Source organism: Legionella stuttgartensis (assembly GCF_977063405.2).
The window spans coordinates 126,947-145,433 of the sequence record NZ_CDRUHA020000109.1 but is presented as its reverse complement, the minus strand read 5'-3'; the positions used below and the strand labels follow the sequence as shown (position 1 = coordinate 145,433).

The following is an 18,487-nucleotide window of genomic DNA, read 5'->3' as shown; positions in this document are numbered from 1 at the left end:
AAGCATACTTAAACATGGATGATTTATTAAGTTGGGAATTAAACCTCACATTCTGCAGCATTAAAACACAAAAGTTTTTCGGTAATTTTTTTGATTACTTTTGTTCTTATTTCTTTTTCTCTTATAAAAAGATGCCCACTTTCAAATTGTTGGAACTCACAATGCTCTAATGAATGATCAGCCCATCCAAAATGATCTTCAGGGGAGACCCAGGTATCTTGTTTACCCAAAAATACCGTAGTGCCAAAAGTTAAGGGCGACTCATCACGATAAGTATAGTTTCTAACGATGTTCATATCGCCGATAAAAATGGGCAATAACACTTTGATGATACTCTTGTTCATCCGTTCATCGCTGTAATCAACAATCCCATTATCTTTGAACACGATGGATAAAGCGGTTAATTGTTCATCATCCAAGGCACTGATTCGCTCCGAGGTTAAATCAAATAAATTGATATTCATTTGTTGTAGGTTTTTTAGCAGATTATCCAAACTTTTGGAGGGTACACGTGGGTCTGGATAGGCTGATGCAAAAAGATGAATGGGTTGGGGGAGCTGATGAATGCGTAAATAGCGGCTTAACTCAAATCCAATTAGTGATCCAAAACTATGGCCAAAAAAAGCAAAAGGTAAATTGAATTGAGATTTTAGCTGATTGGCTAATAATGAAACCAGGGTATTGAGGTTATCAAGGGGTTGCTCCTCCATTCGGTTTTCTCTGCCTGGTAACTGTATCGGACATACTTCAATGGAATCAGGAAATTCCTGTTGCCATTCGCGATAAATTGAAGCACCGCCACCGCCATAGGGAAAACAAAACAACCGTACTTGGGCATTGGCTTGTATTTTTCGATTGGCTATCCAAGGCGTATCAATCTGGATTTTGGGTTCAGGGGATTCTTGTTTTTCGCCTGTCCATTGGCTTGCTAACACATACTCTGCAATTTCATTGATTGATGGACCTTGCATTATCAAGGGTAAAGAATAAGTGACCCCCATGGTTGTTTCTATGATTCGGATTACTGCCAGAGCCATTAGCGAATCCATTCCTAGTTCATGCAAGGACTGAAAAGGATTGATATCATTTTGAGGCATCGAAAAAATAGTGGCAAATCGCTCCATTAAATGATGAATCAATTTGTCTTTACATACCTCATAGGGCAATGATAAATCGAGCTGAAATTGAGATTGAATATCCATGATTTGATTAATTTGGATCGTATCATTGAGGACACTCATGCATAGGTCATGACACATGGCGATGACATTATAGTTTTTATCCAGTAAGTACCAATCAGCAATAATGTGTTTTCCATCGGGATGCAGTTCTTTTAATACGGTGTATATATATTTCTGGTCTTCTATTGATCCATAAAATTCAAGAGTACCCATATGGGATGCAATATAGGGTTTGTTGAATTGTTGAGGTAATAATAAAAAGACTGTTTGGATGCAGGCATCAATAATTCCTGGATGCATTCGGGTTGTAAATTGCTTTCCGCGCTCGGAGGATTTAGGTTCGCGTAACTCACAAAACAATTCATCACCATTTGCCCAATATTGATGGGCCCAGCGAATGGTATCACCAGCAGGCATACCCATGCCTGTTATTCGGTTATAAAACGTTTCCATAGTTCCTGAAACAGGAAGTCGTTGTATGCGTTCAGTCTTGGTTTCAAGTGGGTTGACTGGGGTAGAACTATTCAAGACTAAAGTACCGGTCGCATGTTCTATCCAATTTTCTTTGCCATCATTGCTGTAAAAGCGAAACGATGATGTGTTGCTTTCATTATCGGTTTCGATGATGAGATGCACCAAAATAGTGGTTCCTTCCAAAACCAATATAGGCGATAAATACTTAAGGTTTTGTACCTTAAACGAAACGGTTTGCTGTAATTGTTTTGCTGCATAGGCCAACATTTCTAGGTAGTAACCTGCATGCAAAACATAAAAAGTATCTTGTACCTCAGGCATCACTTTTGTATCAAAGACAAATTCAAATTGTCGTGCTGCTAAAGGTGAGGGAAGGGATTTACCGCGCATAGGGTAGTTTATAGAGATTCTTTCATTAAAGCCCTGATCTAAGGCTGGCCAATATAGTTTACGTTGCCATGGATAAAACGGCATATCCAGCGGTGCAAAAGAGCGTTCTGCTTCATATTTTTTCCAATCAATTGGTACAAGATTTACATAGTTTTTTGCTAAGGTTGCCACATCCATGGTGGCAAACTCGGTTATTGGAGTTGAATGATTGGATTTTTTTTGCTCGTCATTGATAAAAACAGACTCAATTGGGGCATCAAGATTTGTCCGTAATGCAACTAATTTTTGATAAAGATCAGCAACTGAATCAGTAATTATTGCCAAACGTTTTGCATAATGAGAACGCCTGGTGTGGAGGTTATAACAAAGCAGTGCCAAATTGGTCTCAGGATGATTTTTTAAATAATCACACCAGCGGCCGATTAAATCAGCTAGCGCAGCGGACTCTTTTGCCGAAAGTGTAAATAACTCATTATCCTTAAGAGCGGTGTTTGTGAAAGTGGGTTGCTCATTTAAAGGAGATTCACGTAACACCAGATGCGCATTGGCACCACCGAAACCAAAACCACTCACTCCGGCAATGCCGACATCACTGTATCTGGGTAATTGTTCTGCTTTAGTAGGAATACTCAAAGAATAGCGATCAAACGGGATATGTGGGTTCGCATTAGCAAAGTTAAGATGGGGTGGAATTAAACCATTTTTTAAAGCTAAAGCAACTTTAATGACACTCACAATACCCGCGGCAGGCTCCAAATGCCCTACATTGGTTTTTACTGAGCTAATCCAACAGGGTTGTTTCGCATCACGATTTTTGCCGATTACTTCACCTAATGCTTGAATTTCAATTGGATCCCCTAGAAATGTCCCTGTTCCATGGCATTCAATATAGGAAACATGGGCCGGATCTGTTTTAGCCATTCGATAAGCGGATCGCAATAATTGTTCTTGTTGCAAGCCATTAGGCGCAGTTAAACCATTGGTTTTACCGTCTTGATTCATCGCACTACCAGTGATTACTGCATAGATCTTATCTTTATCCTGCAATGCTTTGGCAAGCGGTTTTAAAATAATAGAACCTGCCCCCTCTCCTTGTACATAACCATCCGCCTTGGCATCAAAAGTATGGCATTGTCCGGTAGGAGAAAGCATGGTTGCTTTAGCCAAAACAGAATGAATGGAGGGTAATAAATTGATATTTACTGCACTGACTAATGCAGTATCACATAGTTTGGCTTGTAAGTTTAAGCAGGCTAATTGAATGGCAATAAGCGAAGACGAACAGGCCGTATCTAATACTAAGCTGGGGCCGCGTAAATCGAACAAATAGGATAAACGATTGGCTGCCATGCTGATGGCGCTGCCGGTAGGAATAAACAAAGCATCCATATCTGAGTCTAATTTTTGCAGGTGACTAAACTGACTTGCATATAAGCTGGAGAAAACGCCCATATTGGATCCAGCCAAATCATCAACGGTTAAACCGGCATCTTCAAGGGATTCATAGGCTACTTCCAATAAGATACGTTGTTGTGGATCCATTCGCATTGCTTCACGAGGGCTAATGCCGAAAAAATAAGCGTCAAACGCTTCAATTTGACGCAGATAGCCTCCCCAATAAGGCAAATTGGGATCACGCTGAATGACCTCTCGAGTGCCTTGCAAAAGCTCCCAACGTTCATCAGGTATTGGCGAAATGATGTTCTTGCCCTCGCATAATAACTCCCAAAACTCTTGAGGATTATTCGCTTCGGGTAAACGACAACTCATACCAATAATTGCTACTGGATCAAATAATTTGTCGTTCTGTTCTTGCAAAAGCTTCTTGAGCTTTTGGATCATTAATAATGATTTTTTTAAAGTAGTTGTATCATTCATAAGCCAGCTCTAATTCTTTTAATTCCAATTCCAGCAATTCATTCAGTTGCGCCTCATTTAATTGATCCAGATCAAGCGTTTCCTCTACCTTGAAAAGAGGTGCAGAAGCAGGCTCAATATTAATTTGCACGCGTTGCATGATGTAATCGGTAAGTTGTTTTAGTGTAGGGTAGCGATATAAGTCCATGGGGGCGACTACATCGGGGAAATGCTTACCCAGTTGCTCGGTATAATCGATGCCAGTAATGGAGTCCATCCCATATTGTTGGAAGGGGGATTCGCTGTCAATTTCAGTGACTTCCAATCCTAATACCGCAGCAAAGAGATTCAGGACTAATGCTGTGATTTCCTCCTGATTTAATGAAGAAACAACAGTTGCTTGCGTATTTGAAGCATATTCAGCAACAAAATGTGTAAAGAAATCAAGTTGCTTGGCAGAGGCATTTACTTGTAAAAATTTCTTCCATTGAATTTTACAGACTGTAATTTCAGCAGGATTTAGTCTGAGAAGAATATGCAACAATGCAATGCCTTCTTTAATACTTAAAGAAGCCATACCTACAGCATCTAAAAAGGCATCATGATTATGTCTGTGGCTCATTCCTTTTTCTGACCAGGCGACCCAGTTAATACTTGATGCGGGTAGTTGCAAACTACGACGATATAAAGCAAGGCCATTCATAAATTCATTAGCGGCTGCATAAGCGCTGAGTCCTGCCATACCAAAATGGGGAACCGCTGCAATGGAAGAAAACAGCACGAAACACGATAGTGGCGCCTGCAAAAAGAGTTCATGCAATACCAAGGAACCCTGTACTTTTACGCGTAACACATCATGCCATAATGCCTCATCCATCTCGGCAATGGTGACATTATCAGTAGTGACCCCTGCTAAATGAAAAACGCCATCAATGGATTGTTGCCATGCTTTTTCGGCCTCTATAATGACCTGACGCATTTGTTCTTGATTCGCTACGTCCACCGCAGCATACCTAACCTGCGCTCCTTTCGCTTCTAACTGTTTGAGCCAGGTATTTTTTTCTAATGTTTTTGCTGATAATTCTGTTGTTCCAGTAAGCAAAACAAAACGAGTTCCTTGGGTGACAATAAATTCTGCTACTTCATAACCTAAGGCTCCCAAGCCTCCAGTAACTAATGCAGCAACAGGAGTTTTCCAGGAAGGGGGTATCTCATGACTTTGTGGCGCCTCATGAGGAGCGAAGCGAATGGTATAGCGTTCGTTGGCACGATACGCAATATGGTTTTCTTTTGCTTGATAACGTCCCAATTCCTTGACTAGGATCTTGGTATTATGTTCCATACCTTCATTTACATCCAAATCAAGCAATAATGCGTGATACTTTGCTTGTTCGGCTGCAAAAATACGGGTCATGGACCAGAGATGATGCTGCCAGATATTGATGGTATCAGAAGGATTAACCTGTTGTGCTGATTGTGATGCGAGACAAAATGTTAATTGTTGCGGCCACGAATGCTGCACGATGGCTTGCAACAGATAAAGTAAGGAATGGGCAGGATCCGATTGGTTTTCTTTACTTGAGCCATATACAGAAGATATAGGCTCACTCCTGCCTAGATCCCGCGGCTCGTCCGCGGGATCTAGAAGTATCATAGTCTCGTTGGATCCCGCGGACGAGCCGCGGGACGTAGTATGATCGTGGTTAGTTATCGCTGGACATAGATAGATGATGCCTTTTAAATTATCTCTGTGCTGTTCGTGAATGGTGGCCAGGAGCATTTCATAATCAGTTTTTTGTGACGCATTGAGCGCGAATTCATTCTTCTCAATCATGGAATATTGATTGCCAATGAAACAATAAATACCTGCATGGGCACCAAGTTCTTGTTTCAAGAAAGGTACTGATTCTGGTTCACAGAAAATAAGCCATTTTCCTTCGCTATTCATTAATCCAGGCTGGGTTGCTTGAGGGTTTTTCTCCCACTGGGTCCTGTAAAGCCACTCTTGAAGATCAATCATTTCAGGGCTAGCAACCACGGGTTCAATTGCTGGTTGCATAACAGGTTGAACCACAGGTAATGGTTCTACTTCTTTTGTAGGTATCCAGCAGCGTCGTTTAGTAAACGGGTATGTGGGTAAAGAAACAATATTCGGCACTTGTTTTGGGTATAATTGCTCCCAATCCACTTTGGCACCATTAACCCAATGCTGGACTAATTCTTCATAGCGTGCATCACGGATTAATTCATCAACGTTTTGGGGATTAATTTGAGCATGATGATTTATCCAGGTGTTTGTACCTTGGGGATGAGGATGGGTTGCCAGAGCCGCAAGTAATTCACCGGTGTTTGTTGCAATCACCGCGAATCGTGCCATCATGTGCTCACGTCCAGTTTGTAATGTAAAGCATACATCTCTAAGCCATTCTTTATGTTCTAGCTGTCTGTTCCCCTGTAGATAACGATGCATTTGCTGGATTTGTGCTGTCAAACGCTCTTCATTTAATGCCGATAATAAAAAGATATATGGAACCTGCATCGTGTTCTGTTGCTTTATTGGGGGTATGTACTCTTCAATAATCATATGGACGTTCGCGCCGCCTGCACCAAATGAACTTACTCCTGCCCGTCGTGGTACATTATTATCAGGCAGCCAATCAGTACATTCTTGTTGTACATAAAAAGGGGAGTTTTGAAAATCAATAAAAGGATTCAATTGCGTGCTATGTAATGTAGGCGCTAATTTTTTGTGGCGCATTTGTAAGAGTACTTTTGCCAATTGGGATATGCCTGCTGCAGATTCCAGATGCCCAATATTGGATTTGACTGAACCAACAGCACAAAATTGCTTGTCTTCCGTATAGTGTTCAAAAGCATCTTGCAAACCACGAATCTCTATAGGATCTCCTAAGGCGGTTCCTGTGCCATGCGCTTCAATATAAGAGATGGTTCGTGCATCAATATTGGCATTTTTTAACGCTTGCAAAATCACCGCTGCTTGAGCATTAGGATTGGGAACAGTATAACCGCTGGTCTTGCCCCCATGGTTCATGCTGCTGCCTTTAATAATCCCATAAATCATATCATTATCAGCAATCGCATCCGCTAAAGGTTTCAATAAGACAGAGCCGACGCCTTCAGAGGGTACATAACCGGTGCCTCCCTCAGCAAAACTCGCACATCGGCCTTGTTCGGACATAAAATTAAAACTACCCAGAAAGTGATATTTACTCGGATGTAATGACAAATTCACACCGCCGGCGATGGCCATGGCACAATCACCACGCAAGAGGCTTTCACACGCCAGATGAATTGCTGCTAGAGAGGAAGAACACGCTGTGTCGACCACAAAGCTTGGACCATTTACATCAAGAAAGTAAGAAATTCGGTTTGCTACAGAGAATGATTGGATATCCAATGGCACCCGATTTCCTTTTTGCCACTCTTCTGCGATAAACAATGGATAAAAATTATAAGTCACTCCAGCAAAAACGCCGACTGAGTTTTTGGTTTTTCGTTTTAATTTGTCCCGTGTATAACCTGCGTCTTCTAGAGTGGTCCATACTGATTGCATGAACAAACGTTCTTGTGGATCCATAAGTCCTGCATCGCGGGGCGAGATATTAAAAAACAATGGATCAAATTTATCGACATCGGGAATAAAGCCTCCATGGGGGAAATAATGTTCTTCACCGCCGATCAGTACAGGATAATCTTTATAATTCCAGCGATCAGCAGGAACCTCGCCCACACAATCTTGTCCGGAACTTAAGTTTTGCCAAAACTCATCCATGGAGTTAGCCATAGGAAATGTGCCGCTTAAACCAATAATGGCAATGTCCTGAGATGAATGGGGCGCGTGCTTTAAGGTAGATGTTATTGGTTTAACTGTTTCAACCTCAAGGGGGGCTACCATCGGCAGAGCATCGTTCTTGGATACGAGCGCTGACAATGGTTCTTTATAATTTTTAATAAAATATTTGGCTAAATCATTTAATCGATTGCGTTCGTAGAGTAAGGTTTTGGGTAAGGTACCAAAGTCTTTTTCCAACCGATTAGTAATTTCTAAACCAATTAAAGAATCAACGCCATAAACTTCATAGGTCTCATCCGCTTGGATAAGTTCAGGAGAGGTACGCAATTTTTCTGCGAATATATGTTGTAAATAAGCTAAAGTCTGGCTAGAGAAATCCATTGCTCCCTTATTCACTATTGGAGCTGGATCTAAGGATTGGGGTGTTGCTATGGAATGTGTTTCCAGATCATACCAATAGCGTTGTTTTATGAATGGATAGGCAGGTAACGAACCCACGCGTTGTATTTTTTCTCCGACATACACTTGGCGCCAGTCAATGACATAATGTTTCGTGTATAAATCAGCCAGAATAAATAACTTATGCCGATATTGATCGGAATTTTCTGGTTGGTGCAGGGTTTTGATTGCGGCTTGATATACTTCATCAAATACTGGCCCTTGGAGCGTCCAGGTTTGGCCTTCATTCATCATGCAATATTCAGGAATTTCATGGTCGATTAATAAACTCAATGCATGACACAAGGAGTCCACAGAATCTACCACCAAAGCACAGCGGTAAACAAAATGAGCTCGTCCCATATTGAGGGTAAAACTAAGCGAGGGCAAAGAAATGATTTTTTTATTCTGATTAAGCCATTGCTGCAGGTCGATTATTTTTTGCTGCAAGCTTTCCTGCTGTTTGGCAGAGAGAGTGATTAGGTAATAAGGTTTAGCCTGTTGGTTCTCCATAATGCGTTGATGGGGGCGACCCTCCTCAAGCACGACATGAGCGTTAGTTCCACCAAATCCAAATGAGCTGATTCCAGCGCGCAACGGGATATCTGTTCCGCTTTCATTTTTGATACGTTGCCAGGCCTGAGTTTCTTTGACAATGGTGAAGGGAGTATTTTCTAAATTGATATAAGGGTTTAATTCATGCAAATGCAAAATACCGGGTAGTGTTTCATGGGTCATGGCCAAAAGTAGTTTGATAATGCCTGCAATTCCCGATGCAGGTTCTAAATGACCGATATTTGTCTTTACAGAACCTAACCCAATCGAATTTTGCTTTGTTCTCGTTGCAATTAAAGAGGAAAATGCAAGTTTTAAACCTTCAATCTCCACAGGGTCACCTAAAGCGGTCCCTGTTCCATGAGTTTCAATGTAGGTGACCGTATCTGGTTCGAAATCGGCCTGGGTGTAGGCACGTATCAACAACTCACTTTGTGCTTTTGCGTTGGGTGCAGTCAAAGATTGGGCCTTACCACCATGATTTACTGTTGAAGCTTTAATGACCCCGTAAATATGATCTCCGTCTTCTTGGGCCTGCTTTAACGGTTTGAGTAAAAGACTGGCAACTCCTTCGCCTTTAACGTAGCCATTTGCGTTTTTATCAAAGGTTTTGCAACGACCATCTGCAGATAGGGCGCCTAATTGTCCAGTAACTACTATGGTGTCTGGGCTCAAGATAAGGCTTACGCCACCCGCAATAGCTAAATCGCATTCGCCTTGGCGAATTGCTTGTACTGCGCGATGAATTGCAACTAATGAGCTTGAGCAGGCACTATCGACGGCTTCACTCGGCCCTTGGAAATTGAAAAAGTAGGAAACACGATTGGCAATCATGCTGTGCGAGTTCCCTGTAGCAATAAATCCATGGTGTTCTTTTTGTTGTTTGGCAATTAAAGTCTGGTATTCACTAAACTCAACACCTGCAAAAACTCCAACATTTTGTGAGGGTAATGCAAAAGGATCATAGCCCGCATCTTCAATGGTTTTCCATACGGTTTCCAAGAAGAGTCGTTGTTGCGGATCCATAAGATTCGCTTCCCGGGCCGAAAGATTAAAGAATCCCGCATCGAATTGATCAAACGTGTTGATAAAAGCACCCCATTTGGAATTGCTTTGATGGGCTTCATTTCCATAATAATCACGCCAGTCCCAGCGTTCTTTGGGGATCTCGGTCACTAAATCATGGCCTTCAACTAAATGCTGCCAAAAGGTGGCAAGGTCATCGGATTGTGGAAAAAGTCCTTGCATACCAATAATGGCGACTGATTCCGTGTCGCTGGCGGCAATACGTCTTGGTTTTATTTTAGGAGCATTCACTTGCAGATGAGCTATTTCTTGGTGAGTCTGAGCTACTGCTTTAGGAAATTGGTTAATCAGGTATTCGCTAATTGAGTGCACACTACTGTGTGTAAAGAACACTGCAGGGGTAAATTCGATTTGGTAGTACTCGGTGATCTTTTTAGCCAATTCAATAAAATGCACGGAATCCATCCCGTATTCACCAAGATTTTTTTCCAGTGCAATTCGGTGTTGTGTTATTTTTAATATTTGGACTACTTGTCGCGTAAGATAAGAATGAATCTTATCAATGAGTGCATTTTGGGTTAATGCCAAATTGGTTGGTCTATTCTCGGTAGAGTTCAGTTGTGCTTCATCGGAATACCAATGGCGTTCTTTAGCAAAAGGATAAGTAGGTAAGGAGATTTTTTTCCTGGATTCATCGGCGTGGATTTGTTGCCAATCAAGATTCTCACCTTCGACATAGAATTTTGCCAACGCGAGTAATGTCTCTTTATATTGATTGGGTTGCAACAATTGCTGCATCATTATAGGTAGGACCGTGGAATGAATCAGGGTGCTTTCAGCATTCTTTTCTGCATTCATTTGAATAAAAAATGCAGCGGTTTGTTGGTGTGCTTTAAATCGTTGGATTAATTGAATTGCTTCACCAAGCGTGCTTACCACCATAGCGCAACGGCAATCAAAATGACTTCGGCCCGCGTTTAAGGTGTAACTTACTTGTTCCAGTTGGGCAGAAGGGTTTTGTTCTAACCAACTCAATAAATCATCGAGACGTTGATTTAAGGCCAATTCTGTTTTGGCAGATACGGTGAGCAAATAATACGATTTATTTCTTGTAGATGAAGGAAGTGCTTCAGGCGCTTCAGATAAAATCAGATGCGCATTAGAGCCTCCTGCACCAAAAGAGCTGATCCCGGCAATTCGCGGGATATTGGGTAATGGTGGCTGCCATTCACTTACGGTTTGTTGTACGCGAAATGGTGTGGTAGACCAGTCGATGTTGGGGTTCAACGTTTCTGAGAGCAGAGAAGGCACTAAGGTGCGATGTTGTAATTGCAATACCACTTTGGTGACTGCGGCAATTCCTGCCGCAGATTCACAATGACCAATATTGGATTTTACTGAACCAATAGCACAATGGTACGGCATTTGTTTCTGAAATACTTTATTTAATCCGGCAATTTCAATAGGATCGCCCAGTGAAGTTCCGGTACCATGCGCTTCGAGATAACTTACGTGCGTTGGGTTAATATGGGCCTTTTGGTAGGTTTCGGCAAGCAATTCAGCTTGTGCGTTAGGATTAGGTACTGTGTAACCGTTTGTTTTTCCACCATGATTAAGCTGACTGCCTTTAATCACTGCATAAATAAGATCGCCATCGGCTAATGCTTTATCTAAGGGTTTTAATAGTACTGCTCCCACGGCTTCACCGGGTACATAGCCATCGCCGCCCTCACCAAAGCTGCGGCAGTGCCCATCACTGGCCAAAAATTTCCCATGACTTAGCAACAGATATTTATTGGGATGCAAAGAAAGATTCACGCCCCCTGCAAGTGCCATCTCACATTCGCCTTCGTGAATGCTCTGGCAGGCTAAATGAATTGCAGTAAGCGAAGAGGAGCACATTGTATCCAATGCAATACTCGGACCATGAAAATCAAAAAAATAGGAAACTCGATTGGCGATGGAAGCAAATATTGAATTTGTTGCTGTAAATGGATGAGCGTGAGTCGATTCATTACCAAATAACTGATATTGCCCGTACATCACGCCGACGTAAACGCCCACTTTTTTCCCGGCTAATGCATCATGGGCATATCCGGCATCTTCTATGGTTTTCCAGGCTGTTTCTAAAAATAATCGCTCCTGGGGATCCATCAATGCAGCTTCGCGTGGCGAAATATTAAAAAACAGAGGATCGAATTGATCCACATCAGTTAAAAAACCACCCCATTTACTGTAGGTTTTTCCCGGATTATTTTGATCCCCATCAAAATAATCCGTCATAATCCATCGCTCCTTGGGAATTTCGCGAATGCAGTCTTTTCCCGTGTAGAGATTCTGCCAAAATGCGCTCAAATCTTTTGCCTCTGGATAACGTCCGTTTATCCCGATAATGGCGATATCTTCAGACTTGGGTGTATGTTTTGGCACACTGGGCGAGATGACCAAGGGACGAACTGAATTTATCATATGAGTTGAAATATCAGATAAATAGGGCCTTAATTCATGGGCATGATGTTCCATGAAATATTCAGCTAAATCGGCTACATTTCGGTATTCAAAAAATAATGTTTTAGGTAATGCACTAAACTCACGGGCTAAGCGCTGGTTGAGTTGAATAATCATCAATGAATCAATGCCATATTTTTCGAAAGACGATTTGGGATCAATCTGTTCTGACGAACATTTCAAGCTATCAGCCAGTATGTTCCTTAAAAAATCCTCGGTCTGTTTTCGAAAATTTGCGTTGAGCACGGGGCGTTGAGGCGCTGTTGATTGGTTGAGCATCGCGTTATTTTGCAAGGCACTCATGAGTTTTTGTTGGTAACCCGGGAGTACAATACAATTTGGAGTATTATGCTGTAATGCCTGCAAGAATGCAGTGAATCCCTGTTGTGTAGATAAACTGATAATACCTAAGTTTTGCTCAAGCACCTGTTGGTATTCAGGAGCAATGCGTAATCCCCCTTCTTCCCAAAGAGGCCAGTTAATCGAAATAGTATGCCCGGAACAATGACCAAGCGTTCTTTGTTGTTCGCGTTCGCAGGCAAACTCATCGAGAAAACAATTGGCATAAGCATAATCGCTTTGTCCAGCATTGCCGAACACAGCAGCGACAGACGAAAACAGCACAAAGAAATCTAAACGTTCATTAAGAGTTGCTGCATGTAAATTGCAAGTCCCATACACTTTAGGTGCTAATACATTGGTTATTTCGGGAATGGTTTTATTAACAATAAATCCATCATGGGTAAGCCCCGCGGCATGAATAATGCCATTAATTGCCCCAAAACGCTTTTTAGTTTTTTGAATGAGGGCTTGGACCTCTTCGTGGGATGATATATCCGCGGCTAGATAAGCGACGGAGGCATTCTTTTTTTCGAGTGCTGCCATCCGCTTTTGATGCTGCTCCGACAAAGGTGAACGACCGGTTAATACGATTTTGGCCTGATAATGTTCTGCCAAATAGGTGGCAAACAAATAACCGAGTTCTCCCATTCCTCCGGTAATTAAATAAACCCCAGACTTCTTAAGCGTCGGCAGCATTGCCTTTGGTGTAGGAAGCGATTCATAACGACAAACGTATCGCTGGTTCTTTGTATCGTAGCGAACTTCAATTTCATTTTGAGTTAGTTCCTGCGCAAGTAGGCTAAGATCATGTAGTTCAATAAAACGGCATGAGATATTAGATTGTTCTTGATGCAGACTTTTTGCAAAGCCAACTAAAGCACGTGAATAAACTGAAGGGTTTTTGCTGATACAAACGAATTGCACTCGATGTTTGGGCTTTAATTGACACATTTGGCGTGTTAGCGTTTGGAGCAGATAATAGGTTTGCTCCAAATGTTTTTGAATCGAGTTCACTAAATAGGGCTCATCATTGGCCTCTTCTAGCGCAATAACAATACATTCGTAAGATGAGTCGATTAGGATATCTGCACGATAAGAATCGTGTATAAGTTGGCATGAGATAGTCTGAGCTGAAACATGTTCCTTAATTGCGTGTATTGATTGTAGGTTACTTCCTAAGATCAGGATGGATTCTGGGGCCTTTGTTGAGGCACGTAGAGATTGCATGTCCCATTGGGGAGAATAACATGCTACCGTTGCTTCAGGTGTAACAGCGGCCTGTACCGCGCATAAGGTAAATCCCGTAATGACTAATAAGAGCCTTCCTTCTGTATCGGTCACTTGAATATTAAATACAGGCATATGCTGATTATCAACAGCAGAAATCAAGTTGGCACGTACATAACAGGTATTGGTTAAAGCCTGGTAAATATCGATTTGGCTTATAGAAAGGGGTAGGTATTGCCGTTCACGATTTTTAAGTAGTACCTGAGTGGTCTGCAAAATCCCATCGAACAAGCAGGGATGTAGCACAAATTCATTGCTTTTAATGGGCAGTGTTGTTGGCAGGGTAAGTTTTGCCAACAGGTTATTCTCATCAAAATTCAGGGTTTCAATGACCTGAAAAGCCGGGCCGTAGGTTATCCCTACATTTTTAAAATAGGCATAAATAGCATCGGGGTTTTGATTTTGGGGCAGTGCAGATTTTAATTCCTGAATGTTAAGTGCGATGTGATGGGCATTGGGAGCGCTGTCTGCACAATGGACCTCACCACTCATATAGGAAATAGTTCCATCTTTATCAGTTAATGCAAACGAGACACAATCAGCTTCAGGAGCTAAATGGACATGCAGGGGAGAGGACAAGTCCAGGGTTTTTATCGGCTTTTTCCATGTTATATTACTTAACGTGAGTACGTGCTGATTATTTGAAGCTAGACTGGTAGCAACGCGAACCATCTCCAAACACACCGCACCAGGCAAGACCGCTTCATCATGTAACCGATGCTCGAGCAAATAAAATTCATTTCCTGAAAAGTGCTTACTAAAGACAGATGCAGAGAGCGTAGATATATTCTCATCGATTAATGGATGCACACTCTGATGCGATTTACTTTTGAGTTCTACCCAATGTGATTCTTTGGCGAAGGGATAAGTAGGGAGCGATATTTTCTCCTGATAATCACCATAGATTGCGTGCCAATCAATTGATTTGCCTTGCAGATAGGTACTGCGTATTTGATTTAAATCAGCAGGATGCTTATTTGCATTGGATAGTTCTGCTGCGAGCAGGTGTTGCTCGATATCCTCACTGGATGAAATAGACTGTAGATAGCCCTTCAATTCTTCAATCGTCTTCACAATCACGCTAAAACGCTTGGGAAAATGTTGCCTGCCTACATTCAGAGTGTAGCTGAGGGAAGCTAAAGAGGGTAGCTCTCGTTGTTGCTCCAACCATTTGAGCAACTCAGCTGCTCGTTGATGTAATGCGGATGTTGTCATCGCAGATAAGTTAATCAGATAAGAAGAGTGATTGAGAGATGAGGATTGGGTACGCTCTGGACCTTCTTCAAGGATAATATGAGCATTGGCACCGCCAAAGCCAAAGGAACTCACGCCCGCTCTTCTCGGAGTGTTAGCCGTCTTTGGCCATTTGGTGGGCTGATCCACGAGATAAAATGGACTGTCCTCAATCTCAATATAAGGATTCAATTCACTTAAATGTAAATTAGCGGGTATCAGTTCATGACGCATCGCTAACAAGGTTTTAATGATCCCCGCTATTCCTGCTGCAGATTCCAAATGACCGATATGTGTTTTCACTGCTCCTAAACCACAAAATTGTTTGGGTAAGGACTCAAGGTGTTGTTCCAAAGCCAGGTGTTGGAATGCTTTTTTTAAGCCATTAATTTCAATGGGATCACCTAATGGCGTTCCGGTTCCATGTGTCTCGATGTATTGAATGCTATCGACAGGTATTTGCGCACGCTGACATGCAGCAATGATCACTTCAGCTTGTGCATTAGGATTGGGTGCGGTAAGCGTATTAACATGTCCACCGTGATTTACGGCAGTGCCCTTAATTACCCCGTAAATATTGTCGCCATCCTCTAATGCCTGAGGAAGTTTTTTCAATAAAATGGCGCCGGCGCCTTCACCACGTACATAGCCATTGGCATTTTTATCAAAAGTTTTGCAACGTCCATCTACACTTAACATCCCCGCTTGATTGGCGGCAATAAATGAAGTGGGCGTGATCAAAGTATTCACTCCGCCTGCAAGCGCAAGATCGCAATCACCGTGTAACAGCGCCTGGACTGCTTGATGAACAGCAACGAGAGAACTGGAGCACGCTGTATCAATTGCCTCGCTTGGTCCGCGCAAATTTAAAATGTAGGAAATACGATTGGCAATCATGCTATTCATCGTACCTGTCGTAAGATAGGCGTCCATAACCTCATTTTTTTGCAGCAGTTCGGCGTAATCATGATTAAATACACCTACAAACAAACCTGTTTTCAATGTGGCGAGAGTTGGTGTGCTGTATCCGGCATCCTCAATTGTTTTCCAAATGGTTTGGAGAAATAATCGTTGTTGTGGATCAATTAACTCGGCTTCGCGTGGAGAGATATTAAAAAACGTTGCATCAAATTGATCGATATGATCAATAAAACCACCCCATTGTATCGTCAAATCACGCCAGTTCCAGCGTGATAAGGGGACTTCGCTGATGCAATCTTTTCCCTGAGATAAATTATCCCAAAAGGTATCTACATCGGGAGCTTGAGGGAATACACCGCTGATTCCGATAATGGCAACATCATTTGTTTCATCACGATATTGCTTTTCTTCGTTAAGCACTGTTTCAACGCCGCGTTCTGCTAATAGAGAAGTATAAAAATCTGCCAAAGTGGCATATTCATACAAAGCGGCTGGAGATAAGGTAAGTTGATAGGTTTCATTGAGCACTGCTGTAAGATGAATGATATTAATCGAATCGAAGGAATAGCGACTCAAGGGCGCATATAAGTCGATGTCGTTCTCGTCTATTTTCAGTACATTGGCTACTAAAGTGATGAAGTGATTTTGCTTACTATGATGTTCATTGTAACTTGATGTTGGCTTCTCAGATAGATCCTGCACCAAAACTGCCAGATTTTGCTCATTAAATAATGATTGCGCTTTTTTTCGTTGTAATTTGCCACTGCCGGTTTTAGGAATGGCTCCTTTAGGGCTTAAAACCACTTCATGGATATCCACACCATGATGTTTGGTGATTGCATGACGAATTGCATTCTTGATCTCAGGCCATAGTGATTTAGGTGTTTCCTCTCCCAGCTCCTGTACAATAATAATTTTTTCTTTGTTTGCAATTTCTGTTGAAAAGGCTACTTGTGGAAGTTTAATCTTGAACTGAGAGAGTGCATGGGCAACTGTGATTTCCAAATCAAGAGGATAATATTTTTTGCCATACATCACGAGAACCTCTTTTAATCTGCCGGTTAAATAAATTTCATCATCTAGAATAAATCCAAGATCGCCCGTTCTGAAATAGTGGAGATCACTGCCAGGAATGGTTGCATGGAACGCGGCCTGTGTTTCATCAGGACGTCGCCAGTATCCATGAGCTAGTGATTTTCCAGATAACCAAATTTCACCAGTTTCTCCAGCAGTAACAGGTAGTTTCGTTTCAGGATCCACAGCAACTGCCTGTAATCCTCCTAATAAATTACCGCTGCTGACTAATCGTCGTTGAAGAGGATTCGCATCGTTTTGCTGGGACAAGGAATGTGGCTCAGAACCAAAAGAAGTTACTGCAATAGCGCCTGATAATTCAGACATGCCATATGCGGAACAAAACTGCTTTAATGAAAAACCACAAGAGCGAAACTTAGTAGAAAAATCAATAAGCGTTTGATATTGAACAATATCGCCCCCATTAATTGCTACTTTCCAGTGTTTTAAATTGAGTTGTGCAAGTTCCGCTTCTTTGATATCTCGCACGCAAATATCATAGCCAAAGTTTGGGCAACCACTATGGGTTACTCGATAGGTTGATATAGCAGATAACCAGGTAATAGGTTTGTTAATGAATGCGGCCGGGGGCACAATAATAGCTTTTGTTCCGTGATATAGCGGTACTAATATCCCACATACTAGTCCATACACATGAGTATGAGGAGCCCAGGTTAAGGTAATGCTCTTTTTAGTGTAATGCCAAACTTTAATCGTTTCTTGCAAGCTATGCTGTAAATTTCCATGGGTGATGATTGCGGCTTTGGGAGTAGAAGTTGACCCTGAGGTATATTGTAAATAGGCTACGGTTTCATCACTAATAGAGGTTGATTGATAATGTTTTGCAGATGTAGTTTTAATCGTATCAGTAGTCAGTATCGGTACCTTTCTCTTTAGAGTGGTTTTAATACTTGAATAAAATCGAGATAGGCTTAAGACTGCGGCAATATCAGCATCTTCTGCAATGGTGTTTAGGAATGCCTCATGTTTCGCAAACTCATCTATTTTAGGGCAGGGGATTGGTACAGCAATGATGCCGGCATACCAACATCCGATTAAACTTGTGACAAACTCAACACCTGTAGGATAAAGAAGAATGAGGCATTTGCCCGTCATTTTCTGGGTTTGTAAATGGGCCGCAATAATTTTGGCTTGGTAATCCAACTCTGCTAAGGTAAGTCCTGCTGTTTTATGTTCACCATCTTCTAGGTAAAGAAGTGCTTCTTGATGAGGATTTTTTTGCGCTCTGTTTTGTAATACATTAACAATGTTCTGCATGAGCAACTTCCATTTGCTAAATCACCGTTTGGTTGCACCATGCTATCAATACTCGTAAATAATGTCATCCATATCTTAAGAGATATTATTTGTAGCCTGGAGTAGACTA

2 protein-coding genes are annotated in these 18,487 nt (G+C 41.8%); both read right to left on the bottom strand.

The features are described 5' to 3' along the window. Positions 1 to 38 precede the first annotated feature (38 nt). Complete coding sequence (locus ACWTEW_RS35365) at positions 39 to 3,923, bottom strand: beta-ketoacyl synthase N-terminal-like domain-containing protein (protein WP_454782671.1); 3,885 nt, start codon at positions 3,921 to 3,923, stop codon at positions 39 to 41. Continuing rightward, positions 3,916 to 18,378, bottom strand: a complete 14,463-nt coding sequence (locus ACWTEW_RS35360; protein ID WP_454782670.1) for an SDR family NAD(P)-dependent oxidoreductase — start codon at positions 18,376 to 18,378, stop codon at positions 3,916 to 3,918. The genes ACWTEW_RS35365 and ACWTEW_RS35360 overlap by 8 nt, the downstream gene beginning before the upstream one ends. Between the last annotated feature and the right edge of the window lie 109 nt (positions 18,379 to 18,487).

Excerpts from the sequence above, each read along its gene's own strand:
- ACWTEW_RS35365 (WP_454782671.1), bottom strand. The coding sequence starts at position 3,923 with ATGAATGATACAACTACTTTAAAAAAATCATTATTAATGATCCAAAAG.
- ACWTEW_RS35360 (WP_454782670.1), bottom strand. The coding sequence starts at position 18,378 with ATGCAGAACATTGTTAATGTATTACAAAACAGAGCGCAAAAAAATCCT.